Raw genomic sequence first — 24,540 nt, forward strand, 5'->3', positions numbered from 1 at the left:
CAAACAGGGACACAGTGGCTGCATGTGACCATGCGGGACTCGCCCTCACTACGAACGGCCACGGGCTTCGGTGAGACGTTCCGAGACCTCGACAGCTTGTTGTTCGTCTGCGCGGTGCTGACTGGGTTGGACCGGGCTGCGCTGGTTCGTCCCGAGGGTGAGTCCTTGTTTAATTTCCATATTGTGGGCGCGGCAGAAGAAGACGACGAAGAAGAAGCTGAGGATGTCTATGCACCGCCCGTGCTGAGCGGCCTGGACGTTGCCTTTTCTCATCTCCACTTTGAGACCTTCGGAGACCCTGGCCCCAGCCAAAGCCAGCTTCGAAGTGGAAGAGTTGTCACCAACGCGGTCTCTTTGTCACAGCAGATTCAGGTAGAGCGCGTCAGCTATCAATCTCCTCTGGAGATCGTTCTGTCTCTGGCTCAACAAGCCGCCCAATATCCCGGCGGATGGACTGGTGCTTTCACAGTAGGAGTGGTCGGTACCGGTGTATTGGTGGCCAACCGAGCAGTCAAGCTCTGGGAGAACATCTCGAATGCTCGGAAAAAGCACTCAGAAGCAAACAAGGCCGCCATTGAGGCTCGTGAGTTGAAGGCTCGTGCTCGCCGCGATACCGAAGCGGAGGTCTCCACCAAGGAGTTTGAGGCCCGCATACGGGAAGCGGAGGCTCGCGAGAGAGAGGCCGCTGCAAAGCTCAAAGAGTCTGAAGTCGACCTGATGCTTGCAGCGCACAACGTCGTTCGGAGCGATGTAGAGCTACTTAGGACATTCTACGAAGCAGAGACCCTCACGCCTGCCGCCTTGCTCCGGAATGTTGATCAGGCTGCTGCGTCACTAGCGTCAATCGAGAGCATGAAAGTCGTCGAGGAGTAGACCACCTGACCGCGACCCGTGATGGTGAACCAGTCGATCAGCTTGAGGTCGATCATGCGGGGCGTCAGGCCGTCTTGCGACGGAAGTTGGTGGGGCCAAACGCTCCAGGCCGACCCGCCGCAGAGCGCCGGGGTGACGCGGCGGAATCGAATTTCGATGGAACCGGTCGACGCGCTGGGGCGTCCAATGGGTGTGGACGAGTACAGCGAGGACCTGCCCGGACCAGGGCTGCCGGCGTGGGCGGAGAGGTACCTGGCCCAGGAGCGGATGTGGCACCGGTTGTTGCGCGGCGCCGGGGCGATCACGGGCGACGAGGCGCGGGACCAGCTGCGACAGTGGCTGTGAGCCCAGACCCTCACTGCTGGAAATGCGCTGTGCATTCCGTTGATTCGACCGGTGGCCACATCGGCTGGAAATACGCTAGAGCCACTGTGACTGACGATGTAGCCGCTGTCCGCACCCGGCTCCACGCGCTCGATCAGGCTGTCGCTGCCGGCGAGGCGGGAAGCAGCCGGCACCCCTGGGAGGGCGCCGGGTTGTGTGTCGTCACGGCGATGCCCGATCATCCGTACGATGGGTCGATCAAGTTCGTCGTGACCCCTCACGCGGCGGCCCTCTCGTGGTTGGTGCGCGCGCTCTGGACCGCGTGTCACCCCCTGATGGATTCGATGGCGAAGGTCGAATTCTTCGGCCGACTCGGCAACGCAGCACACCGCTACCAGAGGCGCGCGAGTGACTCGGAGAAAACGCGCGACCTGCTCGGCGCCGTCCTGCATGAGGCGTACGACATCGTCGCCGACATCGAGACCGGTCGCTTCCAGCCGTTTCCCGTCGCTCCACGAGGAGTCGTGCACGATGACCTGCTCCCCGCCGACGTCCACGACGACGCACTCAGCGACGCCGAGATCGAGCAGTGGTTCCACGAACACGGACTACCAGGTGAGCGGTCCTGATCGCGATTTGCCCTACTCCGTCTCCTGGCCGGTCTCGCTGGCAACGGCCTGGTAGAACCACTTCGCGATGTCCGAGATCAGGTTGGTCCGGCCGGGCGCGTTGGTGAAGAAGTAGTCGCTCATCTTCTCGTGCGCACCCTGGTTGTCTGCGACCGCGCCGGTCACCGCGTCGTCGAAGTCCGGGGACTCCACGAACTGCTTCGGGGTGTTCACCTTCGCCTGCGTTGTCCGGCACCGGTCGCCAGAGCTGACAGCGGCTTAGTTGGGCAGGTCGAGCGTGGCGCCGGTCCGGCGCATCATCTCGAACGGGCCGAGCGACGTCACGCCGATCGCCGTGCAGGCGTCGGGGATCATCACCCGCTTACGCGAGTTGGGATCTGAGCGCTCATGGGTGACCACGACGTGATCGTGAGCGCGGGCGTACGCGACGAGCAGGTAGTCGGCTGCGCTGCCGGTGAACCCGGCCAGGGCGGCGGGAGTGAACGACTGCGAGCTCGCCCAGGTGGTGAGCGCCGGGAAGTGCGCCGTGGTGGCCTGATCCACCGGACGGAAGAACGCGCTGTTGGCCTTCGCCCACTCGGCGAGTTCATCGTCGCCTGCGACCAGTTCGTCGCGGATCGCCTCGATGCTGCACACATGACCTGCGGTGTGCGCGCCCTCCAGCCACTTCCAGAAGCCCGGGGCGATGTCGAAGGCGTAGTAGCGGTTCTTCGCGTCGATGAGCACGTTCGCGTCCACCAGGTACATCAGCCCACCCCGATCTCGTCGGCGAGCTTGGTGAAAGTCTCGTGCTTCCGTGTTCCGAGCAGCTGGAACGCCTCCCTGAAGCTCGTGCCGCCCTCGTAGGTGCTGGCGATCACCGCGCGGGCAAAGTGCCGGCTCAACCGCAGCGGCTGGGTGTTGTAGTAGTTGCCGCCGCCCTCACCGCGGGCGCGCTTGGCGTGGGCGATCACGGCGTCGCGCTCGGCCTCGTACAGCTGCTGGTAGTCGTCCCAGCTGAGGTACTTCGCGTCGAACAGCCGCTTGAGGATCACCAGGGTGCTCACCTTGTACCGGCGTGCGAGTCGGCTGACTTCCTGCGGCGTCGGCTGGCCCTGGTAGTCGCCGCGCAGCGCGGACAGCGGCACGAGCACTTCGGCGGCCACCTGGTTGCACCACAGCTCCTCGGTGACGCCGCCGCGGGAGGCCATCGCCGCGTCAGACAGCGCGCTTCCGCCGAGCCAGATGTGCGCCAACTCGTGGATAAGGGTGAAGATCTGCGCGGCCTTCGTATCGGCGCCGTTCACGAAGATCAACGGCGCGTACGGGTCGGACAATGCGAAGCCGCGGAACTCCTCCGGTGCGAGGGCGCGGTGGGTGTCTCCGCCGACGATCCCGCTGACCATCACCAGCACGCCGATGTTCTCGATGCGGTCGATGAGCTGACGCAGGGCTTCGTCGGAGTTGGCGAACACCGTGCGGTCGGTGAGGTTGAAGCCGAGCTCGCTGCGGATCATCTGGGCAGCTTGCACGACGGGGGTGTCGACGGTGACGGAGCCGACGAACGGCAACTCAGGCATGCCCTGGTCCCGGATGTAGTCCCGGTACCAGTCCTGCCGGGCCTGGCAGGCGTAGATGGTGTCCAACAGGTCCGCGGACGGCCGTGGCACCGCGGCGTTACCGAGCGTGCGCATGTCGGGGATCGGGACCGGTTCGTTCGGTGGCTCCGGCAGGAAGAGCAGGCCGAAGGGAGCGTGCGTCTTGTGAGCGAACTCTTCCAACTGTTTCAGCGTCGGGCGCGTGGCGCCGGTGAGCCACGCCTCGAACTTCGGGGCGCGGCGGGCGATCGTCTCCTCGTCCCAACCGGCACGCTCGACAGCCCACTCCAGAAGCCCGGGGGCGACGTCCACACGAACTACCAAGGTGCGCGCCACCTCCTTCCATGCACGGTGTCAGTGTGCCGCAGCGGGCACGCCGGGGCGCGTCGACCCCGCCGATGGGATTCAACCGTGACCGCCGGCTCAGAAGTCCTGGTGCACCCGCCGCAGGATGTTCGCCAGCACGATCACCGCGTCCGCGATGATCCCTGCCTCCCGCCGCGACGGCTCCGTGGAGTGCTTGACGCTGTGAGCGAGGTCGCTCACCTTGTTGACGACACCGCGGATCGCCTCGTTATCCTTCCCGGCCAGGGAGTCCTCGACGTACCGACCGATGCGCTGCTTCGTCTTGTCCGCCGGCGGCTCGGTCTCTCCGTCCCGCAGGTGCACCGCGGGGTCGTACACGGTGCGGCTGAGGGCCTCCAGGACCGCCACGGAGCGGTTGCCCACGTCGCGGTAGTCCTGCGTGGTGGTCGCTGTCCGGAAGCGGCGCCGCAGCTCCGTCAGCTCCACATCCACCTTCGGCCACCCGGTCCTGGTGTGCGGCGACACGGCCTCGGCGTTCACCGCCCGAAACTGGGTCTCCTCCAGCTTGTCCAACTTCTGCTGCACCGGCCCGAAGAAGTCGTCCAGCAGCGCGCGCCGGGCGTGATACGAGCCGGAGCACTCGTTCTTGATCCAGTAGGTCTTGAAGCTCTCGAAGTTCCGCCAAGGGAATTCCAGCTCGACATCGATGCGGTGCAGTGTGGCCTTAAGCGCGCGCTGCGCGAGCGCGATCTGCTCGCCGTCGAGACGCTCCCCGCCGCCGGTCCCGAACGCCTTCAACTCATCCCAGACGAGACCTGTCAGTGCGATCGCCACGTCCAGGTTGTCGTAGCCGGGTACCGGGCCAGCTCGCAGCTGCTCCAACAGGTCGACGCGCAGGTCCACGGTCGGGGTTCCCCACGGCCCCGGTTCAGCGCTCTCGGCGAAGAAGTCGTCCCGGATCACGGGACGTGACGGTACTGGCGGCCACCGACACACTTCGGCGCGTCGTCGCTCCTCCTGCTCCCCTGCGTTCCACTCGCGGCCTGACCGCGCAACCCGGCACGCACCGCCGCCCGGCGCACCTCCGGCCGGATGAACAAGGTGCGCCAGTCGCCTTCCGGATGTTGGAAAGGATCCCACCCGAGCCCGGCCCAGAACCCGTCTGCCTCCGCGCTGTACGCCAGCAGCCGACGGCCCGGGTGCCGCAGTTCTAGCTCTCGCACTACCCGGGTGCCGACGCCACGACCGCACTCCGCGGTGGCCACCTCAATGAAGGCGACCTCCAGCCTCTCGGCGCCGACGGCGGGCACGTTCGCGTAGTGTTCGATGTCGACGTCCTCCTTGAGCTCAACCCGCGCCACCTCCACGCCGTGGTCCAGCACCTGCACGTACCAGGGGTCCTCAGTGTCGAAGTTGTGCGGATTCCACCAGTCGGGGTGCTCGTAGGTCACGGCCTCATCGAAGGGTGGTGTCCACCAGCGGTCGTCGGCGGGACCGCGGCGGAGATCGACGAGCCGCAGGTCCATCTCAGTCCTGCAGCTCGTACGGCACCGCGCCGAAGTACCGGTCCCACTCGTGGTAGTCGGTGATGCCGCTGAGTAGCCGCGCCACCGCGAGGTCGTACTGCGTGATGCGCAGGCCCTGATGCCCACCGCCGAGCGGAACGATGCCGCGGCCGCCGTCCACGTAGACGAAGTTCACCCGGTCCACCAGAGACCCGCGCCAGAAGATGTCGGCGAGACTGATCTCTCGGATCTTGGAATCGGGGAAGTTCTCGGACCACTCGAACTTCAGGTCGCGATCATGCTGGCTCTCCGGCATCCCGTACGCGATCGTGAGGTCGACGTCTGGGCGATACACGGCGAGCTCGCCGTGGCTGTCGTGATCGACACCCGACGTGTTGTTGGCGGGGCTGCTCCACGAACCGAAGCGGTCGCGATAGGTCGGACCCGCCGACTTGATGCGGCGCCAGTCGGCCGGACGCGAGTTGGCGATGAGTGCACGCAGCTCGTCGAAGGTCATGTCGATCCTCCCCGAAGGTAGTCAAGATGCCGCTCCCTGCGGCTGATTCGACGTTAGCCAGCAGGTCCGACAGATCAGACCGTGAACGGGTCGGCGCCTTCCATCTGCTCCCACCGCGTCCAGGTGCCCGCCGGGTACGACCGCAGCACCTCCCCGAGGTAGATGATCTCGAGGACCCCCTCGTTCTCCTCGCCGCGTACACGCCCCACGTGGAGGTAGTAGGTACCAGCGGTGCGTTCCACGTCGCCGGAGGACAGCCACACGATGACGGCGCCCCGGTCGGACATCAGGCACTCGCGGTAGTACCGCGCGTCGCACGGGAACACCTTCGTGGCCATCGGCCCCTCCGCCGCGTAGAACCGCTCGACTTCTGTCACTTCACTGTTGTTGTTCGTCATGCGGGCGACGCTACGGAAGTGGGGTGCACGACGGCGTGTGGCCGAAGCGGCAGTCGGCGCAGCCGGGGTGTCTACTTCCGTCCCCGCTGGAACCGCCAGATCGCATGGTCGAGCGCGAACTCCGGCAGGCCCAACTCCCCCGCCGCGGCCTTCACGATCGCCTCGGCGAACTCGGTGTCGACGCTGCGGCGCGGCTGACCGGGGTACAGAGACTGCGTGACGAACCGGCGGATCATTCGATCCGGCTTCACCCCGTCGACGCCCGCCAGCATCCCCGCGTACCGCCACGTGATCCCGCTGCGCTGACCGACCACGCCGCACCACGCCTTCCGCACCTCGGCGTAGCGGTCCTTGTCGTCGGCGGCGTCACGGAGGCTCGCGGTGGTGGTGATGCCCATGCCGTCGAGGACCTCGACGGCTCGCAGGATCGCGACGGCCTTGAGCGGCGCCCCGGCCCGGGTGCTCGTGCGGTGGCCGTTCCCGATCGCCTCCGCCCAGGCCTCGGGGCCGCCGGTCACCTCGAAGGTGTCGAGGAGCTCGGGCACGCCGTCTGTGTTCGGATCGCCGCCCCGGTCTCGGCGGTAGGCCCGGTAGCGGACGACCACCTTCTCCACGGCCGCGTACCGCACGCCCGTGGACTGGATGCTGTCAACGATGCAGAGGGCCAAGCTGTTCGGGTAGCCCCCCGGTGCCTCGGAACCGCGGAACTGCTCGCAGCGGTCGATCAGGAGCTGCAACTGCTCGGCGGTGTGCGTCACGGCCGCGATCGTCGCACGGCGTGCCGACATCGCGGAGTGGATCCGGGAGCCGCGACTCGTCCCAGCTGTGTCGGCAGTCGGGTGAGACGATCGCGCGATGGCAGCGAACACCCGCCAGCGACAGCTGGACCTCATCGCAGACCGGATCAGCGCGTGCCGGGCGTGCCCGGGGATGAACGAGCCCGGGGTCACGGCGTCGGCACCGGGTTACGGGTCGGCGGAGTCCCCCGTAGCCATCGTCGGACAGAGCCTGTGCCGCAAGTGCATGGAGTCGGGCATCCCGTTCACAGGCGGGAGTGGGAGGTACATCGACGCCGCTCTGGAGATCGCCGATCTCAAGAAGGATGAGCTGTTCGTCACGAACGTCGTGCACTGCCATCCGCCCGACGACCGGCCCTCGCACCGGCTCGAGATCGACAACTGCCGGCACTTCCTCCATGAGGAGCTGGATGTCGTTCGGCCACGGCTGATCATCGGCCTCGGCGGGGATGCGGAGAAGGTGCTGTCGGCCCGGTACCCCGACGGGCAGCGTTTGACTTGGCCCTTCGTCAAGCCGCAGACCGTCAAGCAGGGCACGACCTACCTGCTGTTCCCGGAGCACCCGGGCTCGCTGCGGTTCAAGAAGACCGCCGACCGCGCGTACTACTCACCCAGCCTCGCCCGCGCGATCACGTGGGGTTTCGAGCCCGGGTAGTCGCTGCGGGTCTCAGTGCCCTCGCCGCGACGACGGCAACCCGCCCAGAACCTCACGCTTGGCCAGATCGAGTCCCGGACTCCTGACGAGGCCCGCCGGGAGCACCGCACGCAGACCCTCCGGCTGCCGCGGAACGGTCCTCGTCGGCGTGGTCTTGTTCTTGTGGATCAACTTCGCCCAGCGATGCATGGACTCAAAGTTCGGATTCTTCGCGATGAGGGTGCGCGTCTCGTTCACGAGCTCGTCGAGCCGCAGGAGCTCCTCGGGTTTGAGCGGCCGCTTGATCGCCTCGAAGCGGGAGAGCTCCTTGCGGACCTTCCCCACCGTCCTGATCGCCTTCTTCTTCGCCGGTGCCACATCTCGGGAGGACACGGACAAGTGCGCGACGGGTTCGGCGTCGCCGGAGCCCCGCGTGTGTGGCAGAACAGCCTTCGCGCGGCGGTGAAGATTCATGTATTCAGCGCTAGCTGCTGCCGAGCCCTTCAGTCGCGCCACGAGGCCGTCGAGAAGCTCGAATTCCTCGGAGTTAGGTTCCCGATCGACAGGTATCGGCTCGGCTTGGTCGGCCTCCGCGGTGAGCCGTTGGTACGGAGTCTGCGGCGATGCATCCGAAGCCGATGGGGTAGCCGACTGTTCTGCTGGCTCGGTGCTGTCGGCGCCGTTCAACCGTGCCTGCACCGCCATCGCCTTCGAGTAGAGGTACCCGTACCGCTTGCCGCCCGGCTCGGCGGCGACTCGAAGTCGCACGACAAGGTCGTCGACGTGGCGGACGTCCTTGATTGTGGGCTCCCGATCACCGGGGATCCTCTCGATCTGACCGATCTCTTCGAGGAACTGCTTGAACTTCTTCGTCTGCGCCACAGGCCCCTCCTCTTGCGTGATCGGTCAATGTATGCGGTCTGACTATCGTCAGTGCCCTTGCCGCGGGCCCGGCAGACCGCCCGACACCGCATGTCCAGCACGGCTGAGTCGGGAGCTTCGGACCATCCCGGCCGGTAGTGCCGCACCTAGTCCGCGCATCTTGGCGCGCCGACCCCTCTCGATCGCCTGTTTCACGCGGCGCGGGTCCGTCAGGCGCCGCTGAACGATCTTCGCCCGCCGCAGCAGCCTCGCGTAGGTCTTGCTGTCGTCGGCGGCGACGACGCCGCGCAGCTCTTTCACGAGATCGTTGATCGCCTGCAACTCCTCCGCGGTAGGTGCAGGTCGAGTGCGAACTTCTCGGCGCGGTCGACGCCGCTGGTGCGTCGGCGGAATTCGAGCGTCGCGCGTTTAGCCACCATGTCTCCTCTGCGTAGGTCGGGTGAGGGCAGCGTAGGCGGGAGGGGTGACACTGCGGCCGGTTACCGTCGCTTGCCCAGACCCGGCGCCCCGCCACGGGTGACGGTCGAGAGACCCGTGGCGTTCATGCGGCGTCGCCCCCCGGCCGGCGACTTCCCCGACCCTTCACAGCGTTGGCCGTTCGCCTTGTGCACCGCGATGCGGCCGTCGCGGTCTCGCACCTCCTGGACCAAGTCGCAGACTGCGCAGCGCTCCTGCGTGCCGGTGAACCGGTCACCTCCGCTACCGGAGCACATCCCACCGCCGGGCAGCTCGTGGTTTGGGACCTTGCCCGTCTCCCGGTTCAGCACCACGGTGGCCTGGCACACCGAACAGAAGCCGTACTCGCGCCGCTTCTTCGGCTGGTCGGAGCGATCCTGTACCGCGCCCGTCACGATCAGTGCCCCCGCCGCGTACCCGGGAGTCCGCCCGACACCCCACGTCGCGGCATGTCCAGGCCGCGGGGCCGACTGATCCAGCCGGCCGACGGCACACCGCTGCGGTCACGGTCCGGGGCGGACGACCCACCTGTCAGGTACGCCCGGGTGTCGAGCGCCTGCGTGTACAGCATTCGCGCCATCGGCACCCTGCGCGACAGTGCCTCCAATTCAGCGATAAGCCGGTTCAGGGTCTGCGCGTCGGATGGGGTCATGGGTCTGCCGGCCTGGGCGATGCGGCGCAGCTGGAGGGAGTAGCCCTGAGTTCGGGCCCTTTGCGTCCCTCGCGACGGCCCCTTCTTTTTCCGCTTCGACGTCCCGGTGCCGGCCGGCGGTGGGGTCGGCGTGGCTGCGGCTCCCTCTGTAGCGGTCGGGGTCGCGGGGCGCTTACCGGTCGCCGTGGCCGAGGTGGAGATGGCGTGGGATCTGCGTGCGTAGGTGCGGATCGCGGACACGCGGCGCAACAGGCGGGTGATCTCCTCGGACCCGTCACCAATCAACGCCGCGCGCAATCGGGTGGCGAGGTCTTCGAGCAGCTCGATCTCCTCTGCGGAGAGGAACCTGCCTGTCGGTATCAACTCGGCTTCGGCCACCTCGGCAGTGAGCTGCTCGTACTTCGGCGGTTCGGTCACCGATTCCTCCTCGGCTTGGGCGCGTCAGGGCAGCGTAAGTGGACGGTCCGACGCGGTGGTGGAAACGGGAAAGGTTCCCACGACTCGCCGTAACGTGCCTAACGACGCTGGCCCGCGATGGAGCCACAGTCGCGGCTTTCGACTGACAGGCGATCGCCAACGAGCTTGTCGGCCTGCGCCAGTTGCTCGGCGCGCACTGAGGAGCCACTTCGGTGCATCACCGGGGGCTGCAGCGCTCTAGCAGCGCTGCGCCATGCCGACCGACTCACGATCGGAATTAGCCAGAACTAATATTAGTTCAAGTTAATATGTACAGGTGATCGAGTTGTCCGCAATCCGGCGTGAGGCAGGTGTGACGCAAGCAAAAATGGCTGCTCGGCTGGACACCACCCAGAGCAGTGTGTCCCAGCTTGAGCGGCGAGGCGACGTCCTGCTCAGCACTTTGTCGGAATACCTAAATGTCCTCGGGGCAAGGGCTCGCATCACGGTGGCCATGGGCGATCTGACGTTCACCTATGACCTGACGGAGAGGCAACAATGACCGCGATTGCTTCGACTCAGGCCGACATCACCCGGCGCAACCACGACCGGGCTGTCCGGTTCTTCTGGACGTGGCTGATCCTCGCCACGTGGTTGTCGCTGGCGGGCAACGTCGCACATGCCTGCCTCTCGACGAGCGCCGTCGCTCAGTGGCTCGCTGCGTGTGTCGCCGCAGTCCCGCCGACCGTCCTCCTGCTGTCAGTCCACGCCCTGGCCGTGTTGGCCAAGACGGCCGCCTCGGGTGCGGTCTACCGCGCCGCGGTTGCCGCGACCGCGGTCCTCGCAGTAGGCGCGTTCATCTTGTCGTTCGTTGCGCTGCGCGACCTCGCGGTAATCGCAGGTATTCGGCCCGGACTCGCGCCGGTGCTGCCGCTGGTGATCGACCTCGCGATCGGAGTGGCGACGCTCGCACTGGTCGCCATCGGAGATAAACCTGCACGTCGGGTCCGTAACGCGGCCCGCGGAATGGCCTCACCCGCGACTACTACTACTACCCCAAACCGCGCCACCACGACCGAGAAACGCGCCTTAGCAACGACAGCGACCCGTAACGGCGCACCGCCGGCTGCGGCTTCAGCCGCGAGTCCGAGCGCGGACGACGCAGCTCGCGAGCTCGCGGCTGAACTCGTCGCCGAGAAAGTCACGCGGCATCCCATTGCGGTTGTGGAGAAGATTATTGCGGCGCACGATGCTGGCGACCCACCGAACCGCATCGCCAAGAACTCCGGGGTGCATCACTCCACAGTGTCTCGGATTGTTGATGCTGCCACAGCACGACGTCAGCACTCACTCGCAGTCGCGTAAAGATCCGCGGTCAGCTCACTATGCGAACCCTCAAGAGCAGGCCATGTCCTTGGCATTGATAAAAAGCCCTTGGCCTGCCTGGTCCTCGCTTATCCCAAGGTCCTCAGCCAGGAATTGGACGACGGAATTGGGGGACGTCCCTCCCGCTAGCGATTGGCAAATCCCCCGCGCTATTTGGAGCAGCCGGTCGCGGTCTGTCGGTATGCCTGCGATGCGGTACCTCAGCGTTTGGTTGATGAATGCCAGCTCGCCTGGACGCGCTGGACTAACATCAGACCAGCAATTCCAGGGGCTGGTATGGGCACCGCAAAAGCCAGGGTCACCCGGACCGGGAGGTACTGCGGGGGGTGCGGCGACGGCGACCCCGCCTCCTGCGAATGCGACAGCCGCAATGCAACTCGTCAGCAACGTTCTGTACAAACGCATTGCCACGATCTGGCCCCCTCTGTGCGAACTCCCCAACCCATTGCTGTATCAGACAACGCGCAGCAGTCTCCCATGCTTCGTCTAACGCCACACCAATAAGGACTGCAAATCGTCCAGTCGATGTTTCGCCGTCAGCTCATTGCGGCGTCCGTCGCCGTGACCGAGCGGTACTCGGCTAATTTCCTGCTGCAACGACGGGTCACCGTACGTCCGGGCAACCTGCCTCACTGTGTCGACGTACTCCGAGCACCGGCCCAGACCGCCATCCTCGGCCTGCCCGAGGGAGCGACGCTCAACTATCGCCTCGACTTCTCCAATGTCGTCGACACAACGGCGGCGATCAGAAGCTGGCCTCCTTCGCCGTCCAGGTCCCGACCTCCGACGTGGCCCTGGACCTGGCGACCGTCGAGCGCGTTGCGCTCTAAACCCCTAGCGCCTCAAGGCTGGAAGGCGGGGGCCACATACCCCGAGTCCCGGATCTCCCAGATCTTGTCTTTATCCACTCCATCGAAATTGATCTGATCGATTGTCGACTTTGAATAGTAGAGGTTGATTACGGTGTCGGTCGTCGTGTTGCCGTAAGCATCCTTCATCGGGAATCTACCCTGAACATTTACCGAAGCGGCATTGGGATATGTCGCCTTCGCGTATTCGAGGATGTCAATCGTTTCGAATCGAGCACCGTCCTTGATCAACCCCTCAGTCAAGTTGTCACTGATATCGAACACCGCACTAACTTGTTCACCTTCTGGGCTGGGGGCGGTCGAAAACGTCGCATCGGGCTTCTTCGGCCCGGTGGGCGTAGGGGCCGCTGCGGAGACCGTTACGCTGCTCGTCGCCGCCGAGCTTTGCGATTCCGACGACTTGTCATCGTCGCTGGAACTCCCGCATTTTCCAATCAGGAAGAGCAAGAAGAAGATTCCGACGACAACTGCAACCACCTTGCCGCCGGAGCCTGACTTTTTCGGCTGCGGAGATGCGAGGGTCTGCGCGGGCGGTGCCGTGGGTCCCCAGTTGGTTCCATCGAAGTACCGCTTACCGCCCTTGCCGTCCGGGTCTGGATACCAACCCGCCTGTGACTTATCGGACATTTGACGCCTCCACTCCCTCGTTCAGGCGCGATGTTAGCTGCCCTTTTGGATTCGGGAGGTCGGACTGAAAATCAACTTTTGCGCACATTGTCAGGCCATCTTCAGCATCCAGGCCGGTATCCAATGGGTGACATCGCCGCACTGCGCACCGTGGGTGATCGGATAGGTCACCAGGCCCCACCACGCCCCCTGTTCGCATAAGGCCCACCACGTCAGCTGACCCTCCACCACTTTTGCCATCTGCAAGCCGTGAGGGTGATATCGACCTCGGCCATGTGGCTGTCGAGGGAAGAGGGCGGTCAGATCGATCAGGACCGCGATAGGCGGGTCAACCCGGCGGAACACTTCGCGCACGGGCTGTCCGCCGTAACCGATGGCCTGCAGGTCGCCCATGCTTCGATCATATGTTCGAGGCGCCCGCCTGCGAAGTCACCGCCTGGCGCTCGTCGAGCAGTCGGTCGATCAATCTCGTCGAGGGCCTGCCGCCGGACTCCTTGGTCTTGGCCCGCAGCAGAGCCAGGAGCCTCAGCTCGCGATCGATCACATCGAGATCCCGCACCGCTCCAGCGTATGGACGCTCTAGGCCATCCCAGAGCACCAAACCTGGCGCGGGTCACTTGACGCCCGACACCTGACCGGTGAAGGAGAAGATAATCCCCACGAGCAGGAAGAGCGCACCGACCCACGGACGGAGCGGATGCTGGCGAGCGGAGTCCTGCTTGACCAGCTCGTGGATCTTGTGAAGGGTCGCCGCCTGGACCTCAACGGTCGCATTGGTGGGAAGCATCACGAGAGCGAAGAAGATGGCCAGCATCTTGGCCCAGAACCCCTCGGCGGCATTGACGCCGTCGGTTATTTGCTGCTTGATGGTCTGCCCGTCGAGCGCCTTCTTGATGTTGCTCTTCATCTCGACTTCGATCTCCCGGTACCGGTCGACCAACTGACGGAAGTCGCTCCTGGATTGGACGATCTCCGTGATGACGATGAGGAAGCCGACGAACTGGCAGACCAGTGCGACAACCGCCTGAGTGATGACACCAGCGGGCGATGTGGCCCAGCCGATCAGGTCAGCCATGTCGCGCATCGTAAAGGCTTGCTACCGACAACAGCCACGGTGACAGCCAGCGTGGCGACGAAGTCCCTCGACGAGCGGAGGCCGGACCCGGGCACGAAAAAGCCCCACCGGATCTCGATGGGGCTCTTGTCGTTATGGGGCGTTCTACTGAACTACGCCCTTGCACTCTTGGCAGGCCTTCGGGTGGTCGACGTCGAAAGGCTCCGCTAGATAGACCCGAACATGTCGCCCGCACGCTGCCTCCATGAAGTGACCTCGCTCGGCGAAGATCGGCTCCTTGGCGTCAACGATGTGCGCGATGACCCCCATCCATGGCTCCGGCGGCAACAGGCAGGCATGGACCACATCGATCTGCTTGGGCACGTACGGATCTAGCTGACTGTCAAGCGATCGGGCTAACTCATACCGCTCCAGCGCGGCGAAGGCCCCGGAACCTTCACGACGGGTCACCGTACGTCCGGGCGACCCGCTTCACGGTGTCGACGTACTCCGGGCACCGGCCTTCGACCGACTCCCAAACGATGTCAATTGCCGATTCCTGATCCCAGCCTTCAGTCTGGTACCGGTCGATCAGGGCACCGACGGAGTCTGCAGTCCCACCGGTCTGGTCGAGGGTGACACAGTTGCGCTGGCCGTTCTGCCAGATCTCTTGCTTCTCATCCGGAGTGATCAGGCCGAACACGTCCGGCTGGGCATGGGCCACCGGAGCCAGCACCAGACCCGCCACCGCGACCAGAGCGATGAACAGCTTCGTCATAGTCGTCATCGTCGCAGAAGCTGCCGACGATCTCAGGGTCTTGGTCATCGCCCAAGGCCTGCCATGCAGCCGTCATAGGCGTCCTGGGAATTGATCACGTCGTTCGTCCGGCCATAGCCATAGCCAGCCACGCTTCTACACGCTGACTCCGCCGAGACACCCAGGCGCATCAGATCCTGGGCGGTACCCCGGTGGCGGTTGCCATACTCCCATTCCTCCGAATGGCCACACGCGGAAGCCGCCATCGCCAGGCCGAGGAAGAGGGTCAGGTTGGCCGCGAACTTGGCTGCCGTCGTCATCATGACCGACCCGACAGTCCGAGCTGATTTGCACGCTCCGGGCAGTAGGTCTTGACTCCGGCACCGAGGAACTTCGCCGCCTGCTGCCGGGTCAGGGTCGGCTCGTTGTGGAGGATGCCGCCGACGGCCTCCACGATCCCGGTGCTGGGGTCGTTGGCCAGGACCTCGCACCCCGACAGCGCGAGGACGATCGCCTCTTCGTTGTCGGCGACCGGCACCCCGGCGGTCTTGATCTGGGCGATGAAGGAGCGGTCCGCCGTCGGGTCGATCCCGACCGGGTCGGCCTCGGCCTTGGGGATCGCCTTCAGCACCATCACGGCCAGGACGATGAGTCCGATGGTCGCAACGGTCTTGGTGAAGCTCTTCTTCGGTACGTTATTGCTGCTCACGGGTAGTTGCCTCCGGTCAGGGTGGTTACTGGACCGTTATTGAGCACTTAATGAGGCCGGCGATCCGGTGAAGCTGTCGCCCATCCGCACCACGAATGCCGGTCAGGGCTTCCAGGGATTCTGGCGGCCCACGGCGTGAGAGATGTACCGGCGGGCTCCGAACCGGAGACAACCTGACTGGCGTCCAGGAGCCCCCATTAGGCTGTGCCGCATGGCTGCTGACATCGTGCCGGTCCGGCTTGGGCTGACCAAGGGCGACCTTTACACACTGTGGGCTCCGCGTTGGCGGGACGCCGGCGACGAGTGGGAGGCCTTCTTGGGCGAAGGTGACGCCCTGTACGCCTTCGAATCGGTCGCTGACCTGGTGGCATTCGTCCGCACCAACACCGACAACGACCTCGCCGACCACCCGAAGTGGGACAAGCTGACCGCGGCCAACGCGCACAAGCTGCAACCGGCCGAGGATCGTGAGTACGACATCGTCGGGCTGCCCGACCTGGTGGCCGACAAGCCGACCGAGGAATCCGTCGCGAGCCTGCACCGCACCCTCGTGGTGGTGTCCGCGATCGGCTCGGTGTGTGAGCTGCCGGCCATCAGCAAGTTCTTCAACGGCAACCCGGTGCTCGGCACGGTCGGCGGCGGGCTGGAAGGCTTCACCGGCCGCTCCGGGCGCAAGCGTTGGGCTGAGATCGAAGCCGTGATCGGCCGGGGCTGGGACGGCGTGCTCGACTCGATCGACGAGATCGTCTCCATTCCTGAGTCGGTCGATGCCGACGCGGTCAAGAAGGCCGAGGCCGAGCTCGAGGAGCCGGCGCCCGAAGAGGACGAGGACGAGCTCGCGGTGGACACCGACGACGCCGAGGGCGGCGACGAGGACGACGAAGCCTCGGCCGAGCCTGCACGCAGCGCGGCCGACACCGCTGTCCTGGGCGACGACGAGGACTTCTGGCAGAAGGTCGGCATCGACCCGGTCCGCATCATGACCGGTTCTGGCACCGTCTACACCCTGCGCTGCTACCTCGACGACGATCCCGTGTTCCTCGGCCGTAACGGCCGCATCAGCGTGTTCAGCTCGGAGCGGGCACTGGCCCGCTATCTCGCCGACGAACACGACCACGACCTGTCGGACCTGGCCACCTACGACGACATCCGGACCGCGGCCACCGACGGCTCGCTGCGGGTAGAGGTCGCCGAGGAGAACATCTACGTACTGTCCGGCATCTCCGACGACATCGCCGACGGACCCGACGCGGTCGACCACGACCAGCTGGAGTTGGCCGTCGAGCTGCTGCGCGATGTCAGCGACTACTCCGAGGACAAAACCGTCGACGAGACGCTCGCCGGCACCAAGGCGCTGGGCAAGTTCGTGAGCTACGTGCTCGGCGACGACAACGCCCGCAAGCCGGAGGCCCCGTACGCCGAAGCCGTCGAGCAGTGGGACGCACTGGAACGGTTCGTCGAGTCGCGCCTGCGGGCGGAGTAGCCCACGGCGATGAGTTCTGGCCGCGGCTGCGGCCAGAACTCATGACCGCCTCGCGGTCAGCTCTTGGTGACCTTCGGCGCGTGCCAGGTGCCGTTGAGGGCCTCTTCCTTGGGCCAGTACAACCGCAGGATGATCTGGAACGGACCCTCCGGTGTGGGCAGCCAGTTCGCCTCTTTCGCCGGACCCGGCGATTGGTTCTGAACGTAGATCGTGACGCCGCCGTCAGGGTCTTTGACCAGGCTGGGCAACATCGGTGAGTTGATCAGGTACCGGTTGATCGGGTTCGCGACGAGCAGACTCTGCGGCATCTTGTACATGGTGGCCGACCAGAACGAGTTGACCGGTGGCAGCTGGCCGGGCCCGAACCGTACCGTGTAGTTCCCGGCGCCGGACAACGGTGCCCCGGTCACGTCGACGGCCAGCACAGGGTAGATGGCCTCCTGTGCGGTGTTGCCGTAGATGCCCAGCACCGCGGCAGCCATGCGGTAGAGGTAGTTGTCCTTCAACGCTTCCCGCGTGCCGAACAGGTCGGCCGACGTCACCTGGCCGGTATCCAGCTTGTCCTTCTTGAAGGTGTTGACTTCGGTCCAGGCATCGGCCATCCCGTCCTGCACCGCCTGCAGGGTTTCCTTGCTCATCGTGGCGGGGTCGAAGTCCCCGTCCGGGGCGATGCCGATTGTGGCGAAACGCGCCCGAAGGTCTTTCTCCGACGACACTTCCGGCGCGTACTTCAGAATGAAGTTGAGGATCTGGAAGAACTTGGGCGAGGTCTTCTGCTCGTCGGGGCTCAACGGTGCGATGAAATCGACTGCGGGGACGGTCGCCGCAGACTTTTTGGCGAACGCCGAGAGGGGCTCGACGGTGTAACCGCCCTGGATCTTCTTGACGTTGTCGATGTCATTGGGGTCGAACAACTGGGTGCGGTAGATGACCAACGCGAAATCGGTGTCGGAGCGGATCACGTCGGTGATGCCGGCGGGCTTGTCGCCCTTCCAACTCGGGCCAGCCAAAAGGTACTTGCCACCGCCGTTGCCGGTCGTACGGCTGCCCACGTAAGCGAAGTTGTATGTGTAGCTGTCGATGAACTGCAAGGAGTAATACCGGCCCGCCTCGATCGGCGGCACAGTGAGCACCAACGGCTCGGCCCGGAGGTCAGCGCCCAGCATCGTGTAGGGCGTATCGGAATTGGGCGTCTGGATCGTGGTGTCCTCGGGGGTGAATACCCGGGCGATACTGTGCGGCTGATTCCAGTCGCCCTTGTACTGCGGGTTGGCCTTGTCGACGAAGTAGGCGTGCTGGATGCGGTACGAGTCGACCATCGGGAAGCCGTATATGTAAGCCTCCTTGGCGATCTGGCGCACTGTCTCCGGGGTCGGCGCCGCGTTCGGCAGCTGGTCGGGCCTGCCACAACTGACGACCGAGGCCAGCAGAACAGCCGTCAGTCCGTATGCCAGAAACTTCATCCACCACTCCTAGGTTGTAGTCATCCCCGTACCGCAGCCGGACTGCGACACGGGGATGTCTGGTCTTTACATGTCGCGGCGCCGAACCGGCACCACAGGATCAGCAGGGATCGCCAGGAGGAGTGAAGTAGGGCACGCCTTCGACTGTGTAGCAAGGGACCTCGCCCGGTACGTATGGGACGTGGGCTGCGGCGATGGCAGCACCTGCGGCGACGTCACCGGCGATGTTGGTGCATCCGCCCGCGGCGAAGTGGCGACCGTCAGCCCCGGCGCACACGTCGGCGCCCGCGGTGGGTGCGGACATCATCGGAAGAAACACCGCCGCTGTTGCCAGAGCGGCTCCGGACAACGCGGTGGTGATGGGTCTGGCCATAGAAGCTCCTTGTGGATGGGGCGTATCGGGTCGCGATGTCAGCTGATCTTGATGCTGGTCAAGCTTGCTGGATTGTCGCAAGAGCTCGCCCCGCCGTTACACCGATTTGCGCGAGAATTTTCGCCCGGTGGAATTTTCCCGCCGTGTTCAGCCCACCAGCACCGCGTAACGGGGCTTGATCACCTCGTCGATCAGCGCGAGCCGTTGATCGAACGGGATGAAGGCGGACTTCATCGCGTTGATGGTGAAACGCTCCAGATCGCTCCAGCCGTAATCGAACGCCTCGACCAGGCGCGACATCTCCTGGCTCATGGTGGTGTCGCTCATCAGCCGGTTGTCGGTATTGACGGTCACCCGGAACCGCAGCCGCGCCAGCCGGTCGAAGGGATGCTCCGCGATGCTGGGGGCGGCCCCGGTCTGCACGTTGCTGCTGGGACACATTTCGAGCGGAATTCGCTTGTCGCGCAGGATGGAAGCCAGCCGGCCCAGGTGTGGTGTCCCGTCCTCGAGTTCGGTGATGTCGTCGACGATACGCACCCCGTGCCCGAGTCGGTCGGCTCCGCAGAACGCGATGGCCTCGTGAATCGACGGCAGGCCGAATGCCTCACCGGCGTGAATCGTGAAGCGCGCGTTGTTGCCTCGCATGTACTCGAACGCGTCGAGGTGACGGGTGGGCGGGTATCCGGCTTCGGCCCCGGCGATGTCGAACCCGACAACTCCCTTGTCCCGGAAGCGGATTGCCAGCTCGGCGATCTCACGGGAGCGGGCGGCGTGACGCATCGCGGTGACCAGGCAGCGCACGGTTATGGTGCGCCCCTCCGCCGAGACCGCTTTCTCACCGTCGGCGAAGCCGGCGAGCACGGCGTCGACCACGTCATCGAGCGACAGCCCGCGATCGATGTGCAATTCGGGCGCGAACCGCACCTCTGCGTAGACGACGTTGTCCGCGGCGAGGTCCTCGACGCATTCGAAGGCGACGCGGTGCAGCGCCTCAGGAGTCTGCATGACCCCGACCGTGTGGGCGAACGGCTCCAGGTAGCGCACCAAGGAACCGCTGTGGGCGGCAGTGCGGAAGAACGTGGCCAGTTCGTCGACCTCGGTGGCCGGCAGGTCGTCGTAACCCAGCCGGCCGGCCAGATCGAGCACGGTCGACGGCCGCAATCCGCCGTCCAGGTGATCGTGCAGCAGTGCCTTGGGAGCGTGTTGGATCTTCTCCAGACTCAGCGGCGTACTCATGAACCCATCATGCGCGACCGCCGACTGTCGGCGGTGCTCAATCAATCCGGTCGATGATCAGTGGCCGCTGCGCAGGCGGCGTGTCACCGACGGACCAGGCCCCGTCGAGTTCGGCCAACGCCGCCGGCAGCCGGTCAGCGGTCTCGGTATGCAGCGTGAACAGCGCCTCCCCTGCGGCGACGGGCTCACCTGGCTTGCGGTGGATACGCACGCCAGCGCCCAGCTGCACCGGCTCACCTGGCTGCGCCCGGCCGGCACCCAGCCGCCAGGCCGCCATTGCCACGCCCATCGCGTCGAGGTCGCCCATGAAGCCGCCGTGCGGGGCCGTCACGGTCTCGCTGGCAGCCCCGAGCGGCAGCGGACGGCTCAGGTCCCCGCCCTGGGCCGCGACGAGCGCACGGAAGCGATCCATCGCGCTGCCGTCGCGCAGCGTCTCGGCCGGATCCGCGCCGTCGATGCCGGCCGCGTCGAGCATTTCCGTCGCCAGCGCCAGCGTCAACGCGACCACGTCGGACGGTCCGCCGCCGGCGAGCACCTCCAGCGACTCGGTGATCTCCACGGAGTTTCCGACGGCCCGGCCCAGCGGGCAGTTCATGTCGGTCAGAAGCGCCCGGGTCGGGACCCCGTAGTCCTTGCCGAGCCCGACCATGGTGGCGGCCAGCTCCCGTGCCTCGGCCTCGATCTTCATGAACGCGCCGCGGCCCACCTTGACGTCGAGCACCAGGGACCGCGCCCCTTCTGCCAGTTTCTTGCTCATGATGGAACTCGCGATCAGCGGCAGCGAGTCGACCGTCGAGGTGATGTCGCGCAATGCGTAGATCTTGCGGTCGGCCGGCGCCAGCTCGCCTGCGGCGAAGACCGCCGCACCGATGTCGGAAAGTTGTTGCCGGATCTGATCTTTCGACAGCTCGGCGGTGAATCCAGCAATAGCCTCAAGCTTGTCCAGCGTGCCGCCGGTATGTCCGAGCCCACGCCCGGAGGCCTGCGGAACGCTGGCGCCACAGGCCATCACGACCGGCAGCAGCGGGATGGTGATCTTGTCGCCCACTCCGCCGGTGGAGTGCTTGTCCACCAGGGCGAGCGGCTTTCCGTCACGACGAAGGTCCGTGAAGTCGAATCGCTCCCCGGAATCGACCATGGCCGCGGTCCATCGGGTGATCTCGCCAGGGCCCATGCCCTTGAGGAAGATCGCCATCAGCAGCGCCGACATTTGCTCGTCGGCGACCCGTCCGTGGGTGTAGCCGTCGATCACCCAATCGATCGCGGCGTCGGACAGTACTGCGCCGTCACGCTTGGTCCGGATGACGGTGGGCGCGTCGAGATGCGGCATAGCGCTAAACCTACTCGCCAGTAACCCGGAGTTGTTGGACCACTTGGCCTTACCGGCGCTCAAGATCGTCGGGCCCGAAGGCGTCGGGCAGTAACTCACGCAGCGCGCGGGCCCCGCTCGGGTGGTCGATCAGGAGCTCGGGCCCGCCGTGCTCCAGCAACACCTGCCGGCACCGTCCGCAGGGCATCAGCAAGCCCCCATCCGGCCCCACACACGACAGCGCGACGAGCCTTCCGCCGCCCCCGGAATGCAGGGCACAGGCCACAGCACACTCGGCACAGAGACCTAGGCCATATGAGACATTCTCCACATTGCAACCGGCCACGATCCGGCCATCGTCGACGAGTGCCGCGGCCCCCACCGAAAAGCCCGAATAGGGCGCGTAGGCGTGGAATGAGATCTCGATTGCCTTGTTACGCAACACATTCCAGTCAATATCGACGCTCATGCCATCACCTCGAGGATAGGTTCTGAATGCATTCCGAAACCCCAATTCCCGACCCGCACATTAAGATAGGTAAGCCTAACTTTTCCTTGTTTAGCGGGTCGAACTGCTCAACCGTAATTCGTTCGCCACTACAAATGGGTTTAGAGTCGCCCCGAGGTTTGGGGCTAATTGACAGGCAGTCCCAGACGTCCCACCGATGGCGTTGGAGGGCCCGATGAGTACTCAGACGGAGGTACCGGCTCCGCAACCCAGGAAATCACGACGGCGCACCCTTTATCGCGGTGATCCGGGAATGTGGTCCTGGGTGCTGCACCGTATTACCGGTGCCACGATCTTCTTCTTCCTGTTCGTACACGTCCTCGATACCGCGTTGGTCCGGGTGAGCCCGCAGGCCTACAACGAGGTCATCGAGACGTACAAGACGCCCATCGTCGGATTGATGGAGATGGGCTTGGTCGCCGCGGTGCTCTTCCACGCACTCAACGGCATCCGCGTCATCCTCATCGACTTCTGGCAGCAGGGTCCCCGCTACCAGCGGCAGATGCTCGCGGTCGCCGTCGGCGTGTTTGCCGTGGTTCTCATCGCAGCACTAGGAGTTCTCGGGATGCACATGACGGAGCGGTTCCTGTGAGCGCGCCAGGAGCGGGCGAGTCGCGGCTGGGCCGTCCGGCACCGGTGATGGAACGTGAGCACGACCGGCCTGCCGCGCTGGACCACCCGCGCGCGCCCCGTCGTCCCCGCGGGATCCCGTACTTCGAGAAGTACGCCTGGCTGTTCATGCGGTTCTCGGGTCTGGCGCTGGTCTTTCTCGCACTCGGCCACCTGTTCATCATGCTGATGTGGCAGGACGGCGTGTACCGGATCGACTTCAACTACGTCGCACAGCGCTGGGCCTCGCCGTTCTGGCAGATCTGGGACATGGCCCTGCTGTGGCTCGCGATGATCCACGGGGCCAACGGCCTGCGCACCATCATCGGCGACTACGCCCGTAAGAACGTGACGAAGTTCTACCTGAACTCGTTGCTTCTGCTGGCGACAGGGTTCACGTTGGTTCTGGGTACCTACGTCCTGGTCACCTTCGACCCGAATATTGGGGGCTAACCAATGATTCAGGAACACCGCTACGACGTCGTCATCGTCGGCGCCGGCGGCGCAGGCATGCGCGCGGCCGTCGAGGCCGGTCCCCGCGTCCGCACCGCCGTGCTGACCAAGCTGTACCCGACGCGCTCGCACACCGGCGCGGCCCAGGGCGGCATGTGCGCCGCACTGGCCAACGTCGAAGAGGACAACTGGGAGTGGCACACCTTCGACACCGTCAAGGGTGGCGACTACCTCGCTGACCAGGACGCCGTCGAGATCATGGCCAAAGAAGCCATCGACGCGGTGCTGGACCTCGAGAAGATGGGCATGCCGTTCAACCGGACGCCCGAGGGCCGCATCGACCAGCGCCGCTTCGGCGGTCACACCCGCGACCACGGCAAGGCCCCGGTGCGCCGGGCCTGTTACGCCGCCGACCGCACCGGCCACATGATCCTGCAGACGCTGTACCAAAACTGCGTCAAGCACGACGTGGAGTTCTTCAACGAGTTCTACGCACTGGACATCGCGCTCACCGAGACGCCGGCCGGCCCGGTGGCCACCGGCGTCATCGCCTACGAGCTGGCCACCGGCGACATCCACATCTTCCACGCCAAGGCGATCGTCTTCGCCACCGGCGGTTCGGGCCGGATGTACAAGACCACCTCCAACGCCCACACCCTGACCGGTGACGGCCTGGGCATCATCTTCCGCAAGGGACTTCCCTTGGAGGACATGGAGTTCCACCAGTTCCACCCGACCGGCCTGGCCGGCCTGGGCATCCTGATCTCCGAGGCCGTGCGCGGCGAGGGCGGCCGGTTGCTCAACGGCGAGGGCGAGCGGTTCATGGAGCGCTACGCGCCGACGATCGTCGACCTCGCGCCGCGTGACATCGTCGCCCGCTCGATGGTGCTCGAGGTGCTCGAAGGCCGCGGCGCCGGACCGAACAAGGACTACGTCTACATCGACGTGCGTCACCTCGGCGAGGACGTGTTGGAGGCCAAGCTTCCCGACATCACCGAGTTCGCCCGCACCTACCTGGGTGTGGACCCGGTCAAGGAACTGGTGCCGGTCTACCCGACCTGCCACTACGTCATGGGCGGCATCCCCACCACCGTTCACGGCCAAGTGCTGCGCGACAACACCAACGTCATCCCCGGCCTGTACGCCGCCGGTGAATGCGCGTGTGTGTCGGTGCACGGCGCCAACCGCCTGGGCACCAACTCGCTGCTGGACATCAACGTGTTCGGTCGTCGCGCCGGTATCGCCGCCGCCGAGTACGCCGCCAACCACAACCACGTCGACCTGCCGGAGAACCCGGCCGACATGGTGGTCGGCTGGGTCGGCGACATCCTCTCCGAGCACGGCAACGAGCGCGTCGCCGACATCCGCACTGCCCTGCAGCAGTCGATGGACAACAACGCCGCGGTGTTCCGCACCGAGGAGACGCTCAAGCAGGCGCTGACCGACATCCACGCACTCAAGGAGCGCTACGCGCGAATCACGGTGCACGACAAGGGCAAGCGCTACAACAGCGACCTGCTCGAAGCCATCGAGCTGGGCTTCCTGCTGGAGCTGGCCGAGGTGACCGTGGTCGGTGCACTCAACCGCAAGGAGTCCCGCGGCGGCCACGCGCGCGAGGACTACCCCGACCGCGACGACACCAACTACATGCGCCACACCATGGCGTACAAGGAAGGCCCCGGGCTGCTGGCCGACATCCGGCTGGACTACAAGCCCGTGGTCCAGACTCGCTACGAGCCGATGGAACGGAAGTACTGA

The 24,540-nt window shown here is 65.4% G+C and carries 36 protein-coding genes; 10 read left to right on the forward strand and 26 right to left on the reverse strand.

All coding sequences use genetic code 11. The features are described from left to right. Positions 1-24 precede the first annotated feature (24 nt). From K6L26_RS23945 to K6L26_RS23955, 3 genes are all read left to right on the forward strand, one after another. The gene (locus tag K6L26_RS23945) at positions 25-873 is read left to right on the forward strand and encodes a hypothetical protein (protein WP_221851728.1); all 849 of its coding nucleotides are present in this window, start codon (positions 25-27) and stop codon (positions 871-873) included. A gap of 156 nt (positions 874-1,029) precedes the next feature. Next, the gene (locus tag K6L26_RS23950) at positions 1,030-1,218 is read left to right on the forward strand and encodes a hypothetical protein (RefSeq protein ID WP_221853499.1); all 189 of its coding nucleotides are present in this window, start codon (positions 1,030-1,032) and stop codon (positions 1,216-1,218) included. A gap of 86 nt (positions 1,219-1,304) precedes the next feature. After that, entirely contained in the window at positions 1,305-1,826 is a 522-nt protein-coding gene (locus K6L26_RS23955; RefSeq protein ID WP_221851729.1) for a hypothetical protein, read from the forward strand. A 12-nt stretch (positions 1,827-1,838) separates the two neighbouring features. On the opposite strand, the gene K6L26_RS23960 is transcribed toward K6L26_RS23955, so the two are convergent. The 8 genes from K6L26_RS23960 to K6L26_RS23995 all read right to left on the reverse strand — a co-directional run bounded on the left by K6L26_RS23960 (position 1,839) and on the right by K6L26_RS23995 (position 6,887). After that, positions 1,839-2,039, reverse strand: a complete 201-nt coding sequence (locus tag K6L26_RS23960; RefSeq protein WP_245008631.1) for a hypothetical protein — start codon at positions 2,037-2,039, stop codon at positions 1,839-1,841. 45 nt (positions 2,040-2,084) lie between these two features. After that, positions 2,085-2,573, reverse strand: a complete 489-nt coding sequence (locus tag K6L26_RS23965) for a DUF4411 family protein (RefSeq protein ID WP_221851731.1) — start codon at positions 2,571-2,573, stop codon at positions 2,085-2,087. Further along, positions 2,573-3,727 carry an ImmA/IrrE family metallo-endopeptidase gene (locus K6L26_RS23970; protein WP_221851733.1) on the reverse strand — a complete coding sequence of 385 codons (1,155 nt, stop codon included), beginning with the start codon at positions 3,725-3,727 and terminating at the stop codon, positions 2,573-2,575. Before K6L26_RS23970 ends, K6L26_RS23965 begins: the two co-directional genes overlap by 1 nt. 99 nt (positions 3,728-3,826) lie before the next feature. Continuing rightward, positions 3,827-4,672 carry a hypothetical protein gene (locus tag K6L26_RS23975; RefSeq protein ID WP_221851735.1) on the reverse strand — a complete coding sequence of 282 codons (846 nt, stop codon included), beginning with the start codon at positions 4,670-4,672 and terminating at the stop codon, positions 3,827-3,829. Continuing rightward, the gene (locus K6L26_RS23980; protein WP_245008632.1) at positions 4,669-5,235 is read right to left on the reverse strand and encodes a GNAT family N-acetyltransferase; all 567 of its coding nucleotides are present in this window, start codon (positions 5,233-5,235) and stop codon (positions 4,669-4,671) included. The genes K6L26_RS23975 and K6L26_RS23980 overlap by 4 nt, the downstream gene beginning before the upstream one ends. A 1-nt stretch (position 5,236) precedes the next feature. Beyond that, the gene (locus tag K6L26_RS23985; protein ID WP_221851737.1) at positions 5,237-5,731 is read right to left on the reverse strand and encodes a hypothetical protein; all 495 of its coding nucleotides are present in this window, start codon (positions 5,729-5,731) and stop codon (positions 5,237-5,239) included. A 74-nt stretch (positions 5,732-5,805) separates the two neighbouring features. Further along, positions 5,806-6,129: a hypothetical protein gene (locus K6L26_RS23990; protein WP_221851739.1), complete on the reverse strand. Its 324-nt coding sequence runs from the start codon at positions 6,127-6,129 to the stop codon at positions 5,806-5,808. 71 nt (positions 6,130-6,200) lie between these two features. Then, positions 6,201-6,887 (reverse strand): DUF8548 family protein, encoded by a 687-nt coding sequence (locus K6L26_RS23995; RefSeq protein ID WP_221851741.1) that lies wholly within the window; start codon positions 6,885-6,887, stop codon positions 6,201-6,203. 97 nt (positions 6,888-6,984) lie between these two features. Here K6L26_RS23995 and K6L26_RS24000 point away from each other — a divergent pair, with 97 nt between their 5' ends. Then, positions 6,985-7,581: a uracil-DNA glycosylase gene (locus tag K6L26_RS24000; protein ID WP_221851743.1), complete on the forward strand. Its 597-nt coding sequence runs from the start codon at positions 6,985-6,987 to the stop codon at positions 7,579-7,581. A gap of 12 nt (positions 7,582-7,593) precedes the next feature. Here the strand turns inward: K6L26_RS24000 and K6L26_RS24005 are convergent, their stop codons facing one another. The 4 genes from K6L26_RS24005 to K6L26_RS24020 form a co-directional block, all read right to left on the reverse strand. Then, on the reverse strand, positions 7,594-8,442 hold the full coding sequence (locus K6L26_RS24005) for a hypothetical protein (protein ID WP_221851745.1): 849 nt from the start codon (positions 8,440-8,442) through the stop codon (positions 7,594-7,596). A 48-nt stretch (positions 8,443-8,490) separates the two neighbouring features. Beyond that, the gene (locus K6L26_RS24010) at positions 8,491-8,763 is read right to left on the reverse strand and encodes a hypothetical protein (RefSeq protein WP_221851746.1); all 273 of its coding nucleotides are present in this window, start codon (positions 8,761-8,763) and stop codon (positions 8,491-8,493) included. A 158-nt stretch (positions 8,764-8,921) separates the two neighbouring features. Then, positions 8,922-9,293 carry a hypothetical protein gene (locus tag K6L26_RS24015; RefSeq protein ID WP_221851748.1) on the reverse strand — a complete coding sequence of 124 codons (372 nt, stop codon included), beginning with the start codon at positions 9,291-9,293 and terminating at the stop codon, positions 8,922-8,924. A gap of 2 nt (positions 9,294-9,295) precedes the next feature. Then, positions 9,296-9,967, reverse strand: coding sequence for a hypothetical protein (locus K6L26_RS24020; RefSeq protein WP_221851749.1), 672 nt, complete (start codon positions 9,965-9,967; stop codon positions 9,296-9,298). 316 nt (positions 9,968-10,283) lie between these two features. Here K6L26_RS24020 and K6L26_RS24025 point away from each other — a divergent pair, with 316 nt between their 5' ends. Both K6L26_RS24025 and K6L26_RS24030 read left to right on the forward strand, forming a co-directional pair. After that, positions 10,284-10,508 carry a helix-turn-helix domain-containing protein gene (locus tag K6L26_RS24025; protein WP_221851751.1) on the forward strand — a complete coding sequence of 75 codons (225 nt, stop codon included), beginning with the start codon at positions 10,284-10,286 and terminating at the stop codon, positions 10,506-10,508. Beyond that, the gene (locus tag K6L26_RS24030) at positions 10,505-11,311 is read left to right on the forward strand and encodes a DUF2637 domain-containing protein (RefSeq protein WP_221851753.1); all 807 of its coding nucleotides are present in this window, start codon (positions 10,505-10,507) and stop codon (positions 11,309-11,311) included. The genes K6L26_RS24025 and K6L26_RS24030 overlap by 4 nt, the downstream gene beginning before the upstream one ends. Positions 11,312-11,341: 30 nt before the next feature. Here the strand turns inward: K6L26_RS24030 and K6L26_RS32035 are convergent, their stop codons facing one another. The 9 genes from K6L26_RS32035 to K6L26_RS24075 form a co-directional block, all read right to left on the reverse strand. Then, on the reverse strand, positions 11,342-11,737 hold the full coding sequence (locus K6L26_RS32035; protein WP_353962168.1) for a DUF732 domain-containing protein: 396 nt from the start codon (positions 11,735-11,737) through the stop codon (positions 11,342-11,344). Positions 11,738-12,174: 437 nt separating this feature from the next. Next, the gene (locus K6L26_RS24040) at positions 12,175-12,828 is read right to left on the reverse strand and encodes a DUF2510 domain-containing protein (RefSeq protein ID WP_221851756.1); all 654 of its coding nucleotides are present in this window, start codon (positions 12,826-12,828) and stop codon (positions 12,175-12,177) included. 90 nt (positions 12,829-12,918) lie between these two features. Continuing rightward, positions 12,919-13,221, reverse strand: a complete 303-nt coding sequence (locus K6L26_RS24045; RefSeq protein WP_221851758.1) for a hypothetical protein — start codon at positions 13,219-13,221, stop codon at positions 12,919-12,921. Positions 13,222-13,228: 7 nt separating this feature from the next. After that, positions 13,229-13,387 carry a hypothetical protein gene (locus tag K6L26_RS24050; RefSeq protein ID WP_221851760.1) on the reverse strand — a complete coding sequence of 53 codons (159 nt, stop codon included), beginning with the start codon at positions 13,385-13,387 and terminating at the stop codon, positions 13,229-13,231. Between the two features lie 54 nt (positions 13,388-13,441). Further along, complete coding sequence (locus K6L26_RS24055) at positions 13,442-13,903, reverse strand: hypothetical protein (protein WP_221851762.1); 462 nt, start codon at positions 13,901-13,903, stop codon at positions 13,442-13,444. 144 nt (positions 13,904-14,047) lie between these two features. Then, positions 14,048-14,266: a hypothetical protein gene (locus K6L26_RS24060; RefSeq protein ID WP_221851763.1), complete on the reverse strand. Its 219-nt coding sequence runs from the start codon at positions 14,264-14,266 to the stop codon at positions 14,048-14,050. A 73-nt stretch (positions 14,267-14,339) separates the two neighbouring features. Then, positions 14,340-14,660: a hypothetical protein gene (locus K6L26_RS24065; RefSeq protein ID WP_221851765.1), complete on the reverse strand. Its 321-nt coding sequence runs from the start codon at positions 14,658-14,660 to the stop codon at positions 14,340-14,342. Between the two features lie 44 nt (positions 14,661-14,704). Further along, positions 14,705-14,959 (reverse strand): hypothetical protein, encoded by a 255-nt coding sequence (locus tag K6L26_RS24070; protein WP_221851766.1) that lies wholly within the window; start codon positions 14,957-14,959, stop codon positions 14,705-14,707. Beyond that, on the reverse strand, positions 14,959-15,348 hold the full coding sequence (locus K6L26_RS24075) for a DUF732 domain-containing protein (RefSeq protein WP_221851768.1): 390 nt from the start codon (positions 15,346-15,348) through the stop codon (positions 14,959-14,961). The genes K6L26_RS24070 and K6L26_RS24075 overlap by 1 nt, the downstream gene beginning before the upstream one ends. A gap of 211 nt (positions 15,349-15,559) precedes the next feature. Between K6L26_RS24075 and satS the strand changes: the two genes are divergently transcribed. Continuing rightward, entirely contained in the window at positions 15,560-16,831 is a 1,272-nt protein-coding gene (gene satS, locus K6L26_RS24080) for a protein export chaperone SatS (protein WP_019345855.1), read from the forward strand. A gap of 56 nt (positions 16,832-16,887) precedes the next feature. Here the strand turns inward: satS and K6L26_RS24085 are convergent, their stop codons facing one another. From K6L26_RS24085 to K6L26_RS24105, 5 genes are all read right to left on the reverse strand, one after another. Next, positions 16,888-18,294 (reverse strand): DUF1254 domain-containing protein, encoded by a 1,407-nt coding sequence (locus tag K6L26_RS24085; RefSeq protein WP_221851770.1) that lies wholly within the window; start codon positions 18,292-18,294, stop codon positions 16,888-16,890. A 100-nt stretch (positions 18,295-18,394) separates the two neighbouring features. Further along, a complete protein-coding gene (locus K6L26_RS24090) occupies positions 18,395-18,667 on the reverse strand; it encodes a hypothetical protein (RefSeq protein ID WP_019345709.1) in 273 nt (90 codons plus the stop codon). A 147-nt stretch (positions 18,668-18,814) separates the two neighbouring features. Beyond that, positions 18,815-19,903 carry an adenosine deaminase gene (locus K6L26_RS24095; RefSeq protein WP_019345708.1) on the reverse strand — a complete coding sequence of 363 codons (1,089 nt, stop codon included), beginning with the start codon at positions 19,901-19,903 and terminating at the stop codon, positions 18,815-18,817. 37 nt (positions 19,904-19,940) lie between these two features. After that, positions 19,941-21,233: a thymidine phosphorylase gene (locus K6L26_RS24100; RefSeq protein ID WP_085140939.1), complete on the reverse strand. Its 1,293-nt coding sequence runs from the start codon at positions 21,231-21,233 to the stop codon at positions 19,941-19,943. Positions 21,234-21,282: 49 nt separating this feature from the next. Further along, a complete protein-coding gene (locus tag K6L26_RS24105; RefSeq protein ID WP_085140938.1) occupies positions 21,283-21,681 on the reverse strand; it encodes a cytidine deaminase in 399 nt (132 codons plus the stop codon). A gap of 214 nt (positions 21,682-21,895) precedes the next feature. On the opposite strand from K6L26_RS24105, the gene sdhC reads away from it, so the two are divergent. The 3 genes from sdhC to sdhA are packed head-to-tail and all read left to right on the forward strand — an operon-like array spanning position 21,896 to position 24,540. Beyond that, complete coding sequence (gene sdhC, locus K6L26_RS24110; protein WP_076112156.1) at positions 21,896-22,312, forward strand: succinate dehydrogenase, cytochrome b556 subunit; 417 nt, start codon at positions 21,896-21,898, stop codon at positions 22,310-22,312. A gap of 47 nt (positions 22,313-22,359) precedes the next feature. Further along, the gene (locus tag K6L26_RS24115) at positions 22,360-22,782 is read left to right on the forward strand and encodes a succinate dehydrogenase hydrophobic membrane anchor subunit (RefSeq protein ID WP_003882378.1); all 423 of its coding nucleotides are present in this window, start codon (positions 22,360-22,362) and stop codon (positions 22,780-22,782) included. Positions 22,783-22,785: 3 nt separating this feature from the next. After that, positions 22,786-24,540, forward strand: a complete 1,755-nt coding sequence (gene sdhA, locus K6L26_RS24120; protein WP_019345705.1) for a succinate dehydrogenase flavoprotein subunit — start codon at positions 22,786-22,788, stop codon at positions 24,538-24,540.

It is taken from the genome of Mycobacterium farcinogenes (assembly GCF_019739075.1).
GTDB lineage: Bacteria > Actinomycetota > Actinomycetes > Mycobacteriales > Mycobacteriaceae > Mycobacterium > Mycobacterium senegalense.

Coding starts and splice junctions, on each gene's coding strand:
- K6L26_RS23950 (WP_221853499.1), top strand. CDS start 1,030: ATGGAACCGGTCGACGCGCTGGGGCGTCCAATGGGTGTGGACGAGTAC.
- K6L26_RS23965 (WP_221851731.1), bottom strand. CDS start 2,573: ATGTACCTGGTGGACGCGAACGTGCTCATCGACGCGAAGAACCGCTAC.
- K6L26_RS23980 (WP_245008632.1), bottom strand. CDS start 5,235: ATGGACCTGCGGCTCGTCGATCTCCGCCGCGGTCCCGCCGACGACCGC.
- K6L26_RS23985 (WP_221851737.1), bottom strand. CDS start 5,731: ATGACCTTCGACGAGCTGCGTGCACTCATCGCCAACTCGCGTCCGGCC.
- K6L26_RS23990 (WP_221851739.1), bottom strand. CDS start 6,129: ATGACGAACAACAACAGTGAAGTGACAGAAGTCGAGCGGTTCTACGCG.
- K6L26_RS24000 (WP_221851743.1), top strand. CDS start 6,985: ATGGCAGCGAACACCCGCCAGCGACAGCTGGACCTCATCGCAGACCGG.
- K6L26_RS24030 (WP_221851753.1), top strand. CDS start 10,505: ATGACCGCGATTGCTTCGACTCAGGCCGACATCACCCGGCGCAACCAC.
- K6L26_RS32035 (WP_353962168.1), bottom strand. CDS start 11,737: ATGCGTTTGTACAGAACGTTGCTGACGAGTTGCATTGCGGCTGTCGCA.
- K6L26_RS24040 (WP_221851756.1), bottom strand. CDS start 12,828: ATGTCCGATAAGTCACAGGCGGGTTGGTATCCAGACCCGGACGGCAAG.
- K6L26_RS24045 (WP_221851758.1), bottom strand. CDS start 13,221: ATGGGCGACCTGCAGGCCATCGGTTACGGCGGACAGCCCGTGCGCGAA.
- K6L26_RS24055 (WP_221851762.1), bottom strand. CDS start 13,903: ATGGCTGACCTGATCGGCTGGGCCACATCGCCCGCTGGTGTCATCACT.
- K6L26_RS24065 (WP_221851765.1), bottom strand. CDS start 14,660: ATGACGAAGCTGTTCATCGCTCTGGTCGCGGTGGCGGGTCTGGTGCTG.
- K6L26_RS24070 (WP_221851766.1), bottom strand. CDS start 14,959: ATGACGACGGCAGCCAAGTTCGCGGCCAACCTGACCCTCTTCCTCGGC.
- satS (WP_019345855.1), top strand. CDS start 15,560: ATGGCTGCTGACATCGTGCCGGTCCGGCTTGGGCTGACCAAGGGCGAC.
- K6L26_RS24085 (WP_221851770.1), bottom strand. CDS start 18,294: ATGAAGTTTCTGGCATACGGACTGACGGCTGTTCTGCTGGCCTCGGTC.
- K6L26_RS24090 (WP_019345709.1), bottom strand. CDS start 18,667: ATGGCCAGACCCATCACCACCGCGTTGTCCGGAGCCGCTCTGGCAACA.
- K6L26_RS24095 (WP_019345708.1), bottom strand. CDS start 19,903: ATGAGTACGCCGCTGAGTCTGGAGAAGATCCAACACGCTCCCAAGGCA.
- K6L26_RS24100 (WP_085140939.1), bottom strand. CDS start 21,233: ATGCCGCATCTCGACGCGCCCACCGTCATCCGGACCAAGCGTGACGGC.
- K6L26_RS24105 (WP_085140938.1), bottom strand. CDS start 21,681: ATGAGCGTCGATATTGACTGGAATGTGTTGCGTAACAAGGCAATCGAG.
- sdhC (WP_076112156.1), top strand. CDS start 21,896: ATGAGTACTCAGACGGAGGTACCGGCTCCGCAACCCAGGAAATCACGA.
- K6L26_RS24115 (WP_003882378.1), top strand. CDS start 22,360: ATGGAACGTGAGCACGACCGGCCTGCCGCGCTGGACCACCCGCGCGCG.
- sdhA (WP_019345705.1), top strand. CDS start 22,786: ATGATTCAGGAACACCGCTACGACGTCGTCATCGTCGGCGCCGGCGGC.